The 8,816-nt window shown below is 65.4% G+C and carries 6 protein-coding genes and 1 pseudogene; 6 read left to right on the forward strand and 1 reads right to left on the reverse strand.

The genetic code is table 11. The features are described from left to right. The coding region (gene choX / locus N7333_RS22860; RefSeq protein ID WP_279859434.1) for a choline ABC transporter substrate-binding protein at window positions 1-895 on the reverse strand (895 nt) is incomplete at its 3' end. A gap of 224 nt (window positions 896-1,119) precedes the next feature. Here choX and N7333_RS22865 point away from each other — a divergent pair. From N7333_RS22865 to N7333_RS22890, 6 genes and pseudogenes are all read left to right on the forward strand, one after another. Next, window positions 1,120-2,070, forward strand: a complete 951-nt coding sequence (locus N7333_RS22865; RefSeq protein WP_129481914.1) for a GlxA family transcriptional regulator — start codon at window positions 1,120-1,122, stop codon at window positions 2,068-2,070. Window positions 2,071-2,257: 187 nt separating this feature from the next. Beyond that, on the forward strand, window positions 2,258-3,235 hold the full coding sequence (locus N7333_RS22870; RefSeq protein ID WP_004372987.1) for a dipeptidase: 978 nt from the start codon (window positions 2,258-2,260) through the stop codon (window positions 3,233-3,235). A 130-nt stretch (window positions 3,236-3,365) separates the two neighbouring features. After that, window positions 3,366-3,896, forward strand: a complete 531-nt coding sequence (locus tag N7333_RS22875; protein ID WP_004372990.1) for a 4-vinyl reductase — start codon at window positions 3,366-3,368, stop codon at window positions 3,894-3,896. A 98-nt stretch (window positions 3,897-3,994) separates the two neighbouring features. Beyond that, window positions 3,995-6,055 carry a dimethylglycine demethylation protein DgcA gene (gene dgcA, locus N7333_RS22880; RefSeq protein ID WP_129481915.1) on the forward strand — a complete coding sequence of 687 codons (2,061 nt, stop codon included), beginning with the start codon at window positions 3,995-3,997 and terminating at the stop codon, window positions 6,053-6,055. Between the two features lie 152 nt (window positions 6,056-6,207). Continuing rightward, on the forward strand, window positions 6,208-8,169 hold the full coding sequence (gene dgcB, locus N7333_RS22885) for a dimethylglycine demethylation protein DgcB (RefSeq protein WP_129481916.1): 1,962 nt from the start codon (window positions 6,208-6,210) through the stop codon (window positions 8,167-8,169). Window positions 8,170-8,269: 100 nt separating this feature from the next. After that, window positions 8,270-8,816 (forward strand): annotated as a pseudogene (locus tag N7333_RS22890) (electron transfer flavoprotein subunit alpha/FixB family protein); the annotation flags it as partial.

The following is an 8,816-nucleotide window of genomic DNA, read 5'->3' on the forward strand; positions in this document are numbered from 1 at the left end:
CGAAGGTGGTCACCCCGGCCAGCAGGCGGTCGAGGTCCTGCGGATTTTCCTTGAGCCAGCGACGGGCCACGGCCTTGGCATCCTCGCGAGCCATGATCGGCTCCATCAGCTCGCTTTCCTGGGCGGCGCTGAAGGTCAGGTTATTGAGCAGACGGTCGACGTTGGGGCAGCGCTGGCCATAGTCCGGGGCGACCACGGTCCAGACCGTGGCCAGGCCTTCATCGGCACCGAACACGTCCTCGCTGCCGGTGAGGTAGGTCAGGTCCATCTTGATGTTCATCGGGTGCGGCTTCCAGCCGAAGAACACCACCGGCTTCTTGGCCTTGACCGCGCGACTGACGGCCGCGAGCATGGCCGCCTCACTGGATTCCACCAGTTTGAAGCCACCGAGGCCGAACTGGTTGGTGTCGATCATCTTCTGGATGGTGGTGTTGGCCCCGGTGCCCGGGTCGATGCCGTAGATCTTGCCTTCCAGCTGGTCGCGGAACTTGGCGATGTCGGCATAGGTTCTCAGGCCCGCCTCGGCCAGGTAGGTGGGCACCGCCAGACTGGAGATGCCGTCGCTCAGGCCCGGCTCGGCGAGCACCTTGACCTCGCCCTTGTCCTGGAACGGCTTGATGTTGTCGTCCATCAGCGGTTTCCAGTAGCCGAGGAAGAAGTCGACCTGCTTCTTGCCGATGCCGGAAAAGATGATCTGCTGCGAGGCCTGGGTCTGGGTGGTTTGATAGCCCAGGCCTTCGAGCAGGGTTGCGGCCACGGCCGTGGTGGCGACCACGTCGGTCCAGCCGACCAGACCGATACGTGCCTTCTGGCAACTGGCATCTTCGGCGGCCAGCAGGGAGGAACTGAACAAGCTCAGGGTGCAGCATGCGGCCAGCGCGGTAAGACCTTTCATCTGGGTGCTCCTCATCGTGTCACAGCGGTTTGCTTTCGTTCTTCTAGAGGCCTGTCGGCCCCCACCGTGTTCCGGGATCGATTGGTCCCGATGGAGCCACTTTACGCGCCGTTTCGCCGGAAAATTCCCATTTAGCCGACCATTGCTTGACCTATGGCGACCTTATCTTGCGCGGCGCTGGCGCTTGGCTTCTTAATGAAGGGCACCCTACTGGCGGATTGCCCATGACCCAAACCTTCGCCTTCCTGCTGCTTCCCGGTTTTTCGATGATAGGCCTGATGTCGGCCATCGAACCGCTGCGCGTGGCCAACCGCTTTCGCGGCGAGCTGTACCGCTGGCGCCTGCTCAGCCTGGACAGCGAGGCGGTGGCGGCGAGCAACGGCATGTCGCTCAACGTCGAGGCCGGGCTGGAGCTGCCGGAGGAAACCCAGGCGCTGTTCGTGGTCGCCGGTTTCGAGCCCCTGACGCATTACGACAAGCGCCTGGCGCATTGGCTGCAACGCCGCGAACGCGAGGTCAAGGTGCTCGGCGCCATCGACACCGGCAGCTTCGTGCTGGCCGAGGCCGGCCTGTTCGAGCAGCAGCGCCTGACCCTGCACTGGGAGGCGATCGACGCCTTCTGCGAGCGCTATCCGCAGCTGCAGGTGACCCAGGAGCTGTTCGAGATCGATGGCCGGCGCATCACCAGCGCCGGCGGCACCAGCAGCCTCGACCTGATGCTCGGGCTGATCGGCCGGGATCACGGCGAACCGCTGGCAGTGCAGGTATCCGAGCAGTTCGTGCTCGGTCGCATCCGTACCCGCCAGGACCACCAGCGCATGCAGATCGCCAGCCGCTACGACCTGCACAACAAGAAACTGGTACGGGTGATCGGCGAGATGGAGCGCCACTGCGATCAGCCACTGCCCTGCGAGGAGTTGGCCGAGCAGGTCGGGGTCAGCGTGCGCCAGCTGGAGCGACTGTTCCGCCATCACCTGAACACCACACCTTCGGCGTTCTACCTCGGTCTGCGTCTGGACAAGGCACGCCAGCTGCTGCGCCAGAGCGATCTGAGCGTGCTGGAGGTGGGCCTGGCCTGCGGCTTCGACTCGGCGTCGTATTTCTCGCGCTGCTACCGCCAGCACTTCGCCGCCAGCCCCAGCCAGGATCGTCACGAGCGGCCTGCACCCAGCTAAGGCTGCGTCCCATGGTGCGCACAGCGCACCCTACGACGAAACGCTGGCATATCCGTTCGCGACCTCGACTTGACGCTTTCGGCAAACCCCCAGTCGTTTTTGCACCGGGGCACCCTGCCCCCCAGGGATAAGCTCTCCCCAAAGCGCCGACGACCGATTCGGCGCATCCGTTTAGGGGACAAGCCTGATGAGCCCAGCCGAATTGCACGCCGACAGCATCGTCATCGACGGTCTGATCATCGCCAAGTGGAACCGCGAACTGTTCGAAGACATGCGCAAGGGCGGCCTGACCGCCGCCAACTGCACCGTCTCCGTCTGGGAAGGTTTCCAGGCCACGGTCAACAACATCGTGGCCAGCAACAACCTGATCCGCGATAACAGCGACCTGGTCATGCCGGTGCGCACCACCGCCGATATCCGCAAGGCCAAGGAACAGGGCAAGACCGGCATCCTCTACGGCTTCCAGAACGCCCATGCGTTCGAGGACCAGATCGGCTACGTCGAGGTGTTCAAGCAGCTCGGCGTGGGCATCGTGCAGATGTGCTACAACACCCAGAACCTGATCGGCACCGGCTGCTACGAGCGCGACGGCGGCCTGTCCGGCTTCGGCCGCGAGATCGTCGCCGAGATGAACCGCGTCGGCATCATGTGCGACCTGTCCCACGTCGGCTCCAAGACCAGCGAGGAAGTCATCCTCGAGTCGAAGAAGCCGGTCTGCTACTCCCACTGCCTGCCGTCGGGCCTGAAGGAGCATCCGCGCAACAAGTCCGACGAAGAGCTGAAGTTCATCGCCGATCACGGCGGCTTCGTCGGCGTGACCATGTTCGCGCCCTTCCTGGCCAAGGGCATCGATTCGACCATCGACGACTACGCCGAGGCCATCGAGTACGTGATGAACCTGGTCGGCGAAGACGCCATCGGTATCGGCACCGACTTCACCCAGGGGCATGGCAAGGAATTCTTCGAGTACCTGACCCATGACAAGGGCTACGCCCGCCGTCTGACCAACTTCGGCAAGATCGTCAACCCGCTGGGCATCCGCACCGTGGGCGAGTTCCCCAACCTCACCGAGACCCTGCTCAAGCGCGGCATGCCCGAGCGCGTGGTGCGCAAGGTGATGGGCGAGAACTGGCTGCGCGTACTGGCCGACGTCTGGGGCGAATGATGAATACCTGCGGCGCCTACTGCGCCCACCGATAGCTGCGTCGCGTCCTCTCGACGTGCTCGCTACGGCTCCACAGGCATTCACCCACATTTTTCAACACGCAAGACAACGAATTCTGGAGTTTGAACACATGGCCACCCACGCCCCCGAAATGCCCATCCTGGTCGACGACGAAACCGGCGTCTGGACCACCGACGCCCTGCCGATGCTCTACGTGCCGCGGCATTTCTTCGTCAACAACCACATGGGCATCGAGGAAGTGCTCGGCGCCGAGAAGTACGCCGAGATCCTCTACAAGGCCGGCTACAAGTCCGCCTGGCACTGGTGCGAGAAGGAAGCCGAGTGCCATGGCCTGTCCGGCGTGGCGGTGTTCGAGCACTACATGAAGCGCCTGTCGCAGCGCGGCTGGGGCCTGTTCAAGATCCAGTCGATCGACCTCGAGGCCGGTACCTGCGAGGTGCGCCTGGATCACTCGGCCTTCGTCTACGTCTACGGCAAGTGCGGGCGCCCGGTCGACTACATGTTCACCGGCTGGTTCGCCGGGGCCATGGACCAGATTCTGCAGGCCCAGGGCAGCAGCATCCGCACCGTCGCCGAGCAGGTCTACGGTGCCTCGCAGGAAGGCCACGACCACGGCCTGTTCCGCGTCAAACCGCTCTAAAACAAAGGTATGCAGGAGGGCTTCAGCCGCGACGCCATCGCCCCTGAAGCGCCTTCCGACAAAAAGACCCCAGGCCGCTTTTCCGTGAGGGTGCCGCAATGGCTTTCGAAGCAATGTTCCAGCCGATCCAGATCGGCAAACTGACCATCCGCAACCGCGTGCTCTCCACCGCGCACGCCGAGGTCTACGCCACCGACGGCGGCATGACCACCGAGCGCTACGTCAAGTATTACGAAGAGAAGGCCAAGGGCGGCATCGGCCTGGCCATCTGCGGCGGTTCCTCCGTGGTGGCCATCGACAGCCCGCAGGAATGGTGGAGCTCGGTCAACCTGTCCACCGACCGCATCATCCCGCACTTCCAGAATCTGGCCGACGCCATGCACAAGCACGGCGCCAAGATCATGATCCAGATTACCCACATGGGTCGCCGCTCGCGCTGGGACGGCTTCAACTGGCCGACCCTGATGTCGCCGTCGGGCATCCGCGAACCCGTGCACCGCGCCACCTGCAAGACCATCGAGCCGGAAGAGATCTGGCGCGTGATCGGCAACTACGCCCAGGCCGCGCGCCGGGCCAAGGAAGGCGGCCTGGACGGCGTCGAGCTGTCCGCCGTGCACCAGCACATGATCGACCAGTTCTGGTCGCCGCGGGTCAACAAGCGTACCGACGAATGGGGCGGCAGCTTCGAGGGCCGCATGAAGTTCGGTCTGGAAGTGCTCAAGGCGGTGCGCGCCGAGGTGGGCCCGGACTTCTGCGTGGGCATGCGTATCTGCGGCGACGAGTTCCATCCGGACGGCCTGTCCCACGAGGACATGAAGCAGATTGCCGCCTACTACGACGCCACCGGCATGATCGACTTCATCGGCGTGGTGGGCTCGGGCTGCGACACCCACAACACCCTGGCCAACGTCATCCCCAACATGAGCTACCCGCCGGAGCCCTTCCTGCACCTGGCGGCCGGCATCAAGGAAGTGGTCAAGGTACCGGTGCTGCACGCGCAGAACATCAAGGATCCGAACCAGGCCACCCGTATCCTCGAAGGCGGCTACGTGGATATGGTCGGCATGACCCGCGCGCATATCGCCGACCCGCACCTGATCGCCAAGATCAAGATGGGCCAGGTCGACCAGATCAAGCAGTGCGTCGGCGCCAACTACTGCATCGACCGCCAGTACCAGGGCCTGGACGTGCTGTGCATCCAGAACGCCGCGACATCCCGTGAATACATGGGCGTGCCGCACATCATCGAGAAATCCACCGGGCCCAAGCGCAAGGTGGTGATCGTCGGCGGCGGCCCGGCCGGGATGGAAGCGGCGCGCGTCGCTGCCGAGCGTGGCCACGACGTCACCCTGTTCGAGAAGAAGGATGCCCTGGGCGGCCAGATCACCACCGCCTCCAAGGCCCCGCAGCGCGACCAGATCGCCGGCATCACCCGCTGGTACCAGTTGGAGCTGGCACGCCTGGGCATCGATCTGCGCCTGGGCACCGCCGCCGACGTGGCGACCATTCAGGACATGCGCGCCGACATCATCATTCTGGCCAACGGCGGCCATCCGTACCTGGAGCAGAACGAGCACTGGGGCGCGGCCGAAGGCCTGGTGGTGAGCAGCTGGGACGTGCTCGACGGCAAGGTGGCGCCGGGCAAGAACGTACTGGTCTACGACACCATCTGCGAATTCACCGGCATGTCGGTGGCCGACTTCATGGCCGACAAGGGCTCGCAGGTCGAGATCGTCACCGACGACATCAAGCCGGGCGTGGCCATGGGCGGCACCAGCTTCCCCACCTACTACCGCAGCATCTACCCCAAGGAAGTGATCATGACCGGCGACATGATGCTGGAAAAGGTCTACCGCGAGGGCGACAAGCTGGTGGCGGTGCTGGAGAACGAATACACCGGCGCCAAGGAAGAGCGCGTGGTCGACCAGGTGGTGGTGGAGAACGGCGTGCGTCCGGACGAGTCGCTGTACTACGCGCTGAAGGAAGGCTCGCGCAACAAGGGCCAGATCGACGTCGAGGCGCTGTTCGCGATCAAGCCGCAGCCCTGTCTGTCCGAGTCGGGCGACGGCTACCTGCTGTTCCGCATTGGCGACTGCGTGGCGCAGCGCAACACCCACGCGGCGATCTACGACGCCCTGCGTCTGTGCAAGGACTTTTAAGCGGCCCCCTCTCCCGCTTGCGGGAGAGGGCGGGGGGAGAGGGTGATCTGCCAACTCGGTAGCGGGCCACTCCCCTCTCCCTAACCCTCTCCCCCAAGGGGGAGGGAACCGGTTCGGCGTAACTCTCTCGGTCCCGCCAAGGAGACCAACCGATGTTGAACACCATCCTCCCCATCCTGCTGTTCGCTGCCCTGGCCCTCGCGGTCATCGGCGCGGCCAGGCGCTTCTTCATGTGGCGCCGCGGCCGACCGGCCAAGGTCGACTGGATCGGCGGCCTGCTGAAGATGCCGCGCCGCTACCTGGTGGATCTGCACCATGTGGTCGAGCGCGACAAGTACATGTCCAAGACTCACGTGGCCACCGCCGGCGGCTTCGTCCTGGCCGCCGTGCTGGCGATCGTCGTGCACGGTTTCGGCCTGCACAACCGTATCCTCGGCTTCGCCCTGCTGGCGGCCACGGTGCTGATGTTCGTCGGCGCCCTGTTCGTCGCCAAGCGCCGGCGCAACCCGCCGAGCCGGCTGTCGAAGGGCCCGTGGATGCGCCTGCCGAAGAGCCTGCTGATGTTCGCGGCGAGCTTCTTTATCGCCACGCTGCCGGTTGCCGGGATTCTGCCGGCCGACTTCGGCGGCTGGATTCTGGCCGCCGTACTGACCGTCGGCGTGGCCTGGGGCGTGTCCGAGCTGTTCTTCGGCATGACCTGGGGCGGGCCGATGAAGCACGCCTTCGCCGGCGCCCTGCACCTGGCCTGGCACCGCCGCGCCGAACGCTTCGGCGGCGGTCGCTCGACCGGTCTGAAAGCCCTCGATCTGGACGATCCGAAGGCACCGCTGGGCGTGGAAAAACCCACCGACTTCACCTGGAACCAGCTGCTCGGCTTCGACGCCTGCGTGCAGTGCGGCAAGTGCGAGGCCATGTGCCCGGCCTTCGCCGCCGGCCAGCCGCTCAATCCGAAGAAGCTGATCCAGGACATGGTCATCGGCCTGGCCGGTGGCAACGACGCCCAGTTCGCCGGTTCGCCCTACCCTGGCAAACCGCTGGGTGAGCACAGCGGCGGCCCGCATCAGCCGATCGTGTCGCTGCAAGGCAAGGCGCTGGTGGATGCCGAGACGCTGTGGTCCTGCACCACCTGCCGCGCCTGCGTCGAGGAATGCCCGATGATGATCGAGCACGTCGATGCCATCGTCGATATGCGCCGCCACCTGACCCTGGAAAAGGGCGCCACGCCGAACAAGGGCGCCGAGGTGCTGGACAACCTGATCGCCACCGACAACCCGGGCGGCTTCAACCCCGGCGGCCGGCTGAACTGGGCCGCCGACCTCAACCTGCCGCTGCTCGCCGACAAGCAAGAGACCGACGTGCTGTTCTGGGTGGGTGACGGCGCCTTCGATATGCGCAATCAGCGCACCCTGCGCGCCTTTGTGAAGGTGCTCAAGGCTGCCGACGTGGACTTCGCCGTGCTCGGCCTGGAAGAGCGCGACAGCGGCGACGTGGCCCGCCGTCTGGGTGACGAGGCGACCTTCCAGAACCTGGCCAAGCGCAACATCGCCACCCTGAGCAAGTACCGCTTCAAGCGCATCGTCAGCTGCGACCCGCACAGCTTCCATGTGCTGAAGAACGAATACGGCGCCCTCGGCGGCCACTACGAAGTGCTGCACCACAGCACCTTTATCGACGAGCTGGTGCGCAAGGGTTCGCTGAATCTGGGCCAGAGCAAGGCCACCAGCGTGACCTATCACGACCCCTGCTACCTCGGCCGCTACAACGGCGAGTACGAGGCGCCGCGCGCCGTGCTCAAGGCCATCGGCATCGAAGTGAAGGAAATGGAACGCTCCGGTTTCCGTTCGCGCTGCTGCGGCGGTGGCGGCGGCGCGCCGATCACCGACATCCCCGGCAAGCAGCGGATTCCCGACATGCGCATGGTCGACATCAAGGAGACCGGCGCCGAACTGGTGGCCGTGGGCTGCCCGCAGTGCACGGCGATGCTCGAAGGCGTGGTCGCCCCGCGTCCGGAGATCAAGGACATCGCCGAACTGGTGGCCGAAGTGCTGATCGAGCCCGTCGAGGTGGCGGCAAAAAAGCCGGCAGCCAGGCGTGAACTGGCGGAGGTGCAGTGATGAAACGACTGCATACAGACGTAGGGCGGGTGCAACCCGCCAACACCTGTCCGGCGGGTTGCACCCGCCCTACGCAAGCGCCTGATCAGGAGATCGCAGCATGAGCGACATCATCCGCCGCGACCCGCGCGCCGAGTGGATCGCCCGCAACCGCCTGCATCCGCTGCATGCGGCCATGCAGAGCCAGAACCAGACCAGCTGGATGGGCCCCAACGGCATCATCCGCAAGAACCCGCACGCCATCGCTGCCGGCTTTATCGGCCCGGCCGGGCTCAAGCGCATCGACCGCAGCGGCGCTCAGCAGGGCACCGCCGGCAAGCGCAGCAGCGCCAGCGTCGAAGTCCAGCTGCCGCTGCATGTGATCGAGCAACCGGCCTTCCACGTCTGCGTGGTGCCGGACATGGTCGGCGGGCGCCTGTCCAGCCATGACAAGGACCTGCTCGGCCTGGCCCGCAAGCTGGCCGGCGAGAGCGGCGCCGTGGTCGCCGTGGTGTTCGGCGAGGACAAGGAAAGCGCCTTCGACACGGCCGGCGTCGACCGCTTGCTGCGCATCGCAGGCGATGCCTTCGACGGCTACGCCCCGGAAGCCCGCGTACTGGCCCTGAGCGCCGTGGAAAGCCAACTGGCGCCGCGTCACTGGCTGCTGC

Origin of the sequence: Pseudomonas sp. GD04158, from assembly GCF_029834875.1 — a bacterium.
In the GTDB taxonomy this organism is placed as follows: Bacteria; Pseudomonadota; Gammaproteobacteria; order Pseudomonadales; family Pseudomonadaceae; genus Aquipseudomonas; species Aquipseudomonas hydrolytica.

Bases quoted from the DNA above. Each gene is read 5' to 3' on its own strand.
- N7333_RS22865 (WP_129481914.1), top strand. From the start codon at position 1,120: ATGACCCAAACCTTCGCCTTCCTGCTGCTTCCCGGTTTTTCGATGATA.
- dgcA (WP_129481915.1), top strand. From the start codon at position 3,995: ATGGCTTTCGAAGCAATGTTCCAGCCGATCCAGATCGGCAAACTGACC.
- N7333_RS22870 (WP_004372987.1), top strand. From the start codon at position 2,258: ATGAGCCCAGCCGAATTGCACGCCGACAGCATCGTCATCGACGGTCTG.
- N7333_RS22875 (WP_004372990.1), top strand. From the start codon at position 3,366: ATGGCCACCCACGCCCCCGAAATGCCCATCCTGGTCGACGACGAAACC.
- dgcB (WP_129481916.1), top strand. From the start codon at position 6,208: ATGTTGAACACCATCCTCCCCATCCTGCTGTTCGCTGCCCTGGCCCTC.